The organism is Synechococcus sp. CCY 9618, from assembly GCF_019038415.1.
GTDB lineage: Bacteria > Cyanobacteriota > Cyanobacteriia > PCC-6307 > Cyanobiaceae > Cyanobium.
Window position 1 is genome coordinate 1 of sequence record NZ_JAFKRG010000117.1, and the last position, 695, is coordinate 695.

Here is a 695-nt window from a genome sequence, read left to right on the forward strand (position 1 = left end):
CCCTTCGCAACCACCAGCTGCTATTGAGAATCGCTTGCAAAAGGGGCGGTGGGGCGTTTAGGTTGAGAGCCATTCGCAATAAGGCCGCTCTTCGCCCGATGCGCTACCGCTTCCTCCCCGATGCCCCCGCCAGTGCCGTGCGCATCCCCGCCGGCCAGACGGTGCTGCTCGATCCCGCCCCCCGGCCCGGCGGCTCCTGCCTCGAGGTGCTCGACGGCATCGCCCGCGTCTACTGCCCCTGCGAGGAGACCGAGGGCATGACCCTGGCCTTCCTGCAGAGCGGCGACCAGCTGCGCACCGACCGCCTCTGCAGTGAAGGGGTCTGCGTCGAGGCCCTCACCCCCCTCTGCTTCCGCAGTGACGCCGAACCGATCGAGGGCCACGGCTTCGATGCGGTCAACGAGTGGACCCTGCAGCTGCTGCGCATCCGCCACCTGGGCAGCGCCGAGCAGCGGCTCCATGCCCTGCTCTCACTGCTGGTGCGACGTCTGGGCCGCCGTTGCGGCCCCTGGTGCGATCTGCCCTTCCGGCTCACCCATGAGCGCATCGGCGAACTGATCGGCACCACCCGGGTCACCACCACCCGGCTGATCTCCCGCATCCGCACCGCCCAGCTGCTGGAGGCCCCCAGCGGTGCAGCGGGCCTGCGCCTGTCGCCGGAGCTGGTCGACGGCGCACCCCTCGCCGCCTGAGCA

General features: G+C 70.4%; 1 protein-coding gene. It reads left to right on the top strand.

Going from position 1 to position 695, the window contains the following annotated elements:
- Window positions 1-98: 98 nt before the first annotated feature.
- Window positions 99-692, top strand: a complete 594-nt coding sequence (locus tag KUG41_RS15375) for a Crp/Fnr family transcriptional regulator (protein ID WP_216905060.1) — start codon at window positions 99-101, stop codon at window positions 690-692.
- The last annotated feature ends 3 nt before the right edge of the window (window positions 693-695 follow it).

What these genes read in the sequence shown, in the direction of transcription:
- KUG41_RS15375 (WP_216905060.1), top strand. Translation starts at nt 99, where the DNA reads ATGCGCTACCGCTTCCTCCCCGATGCCCCCGCCAGTGCCGTGCGCATC.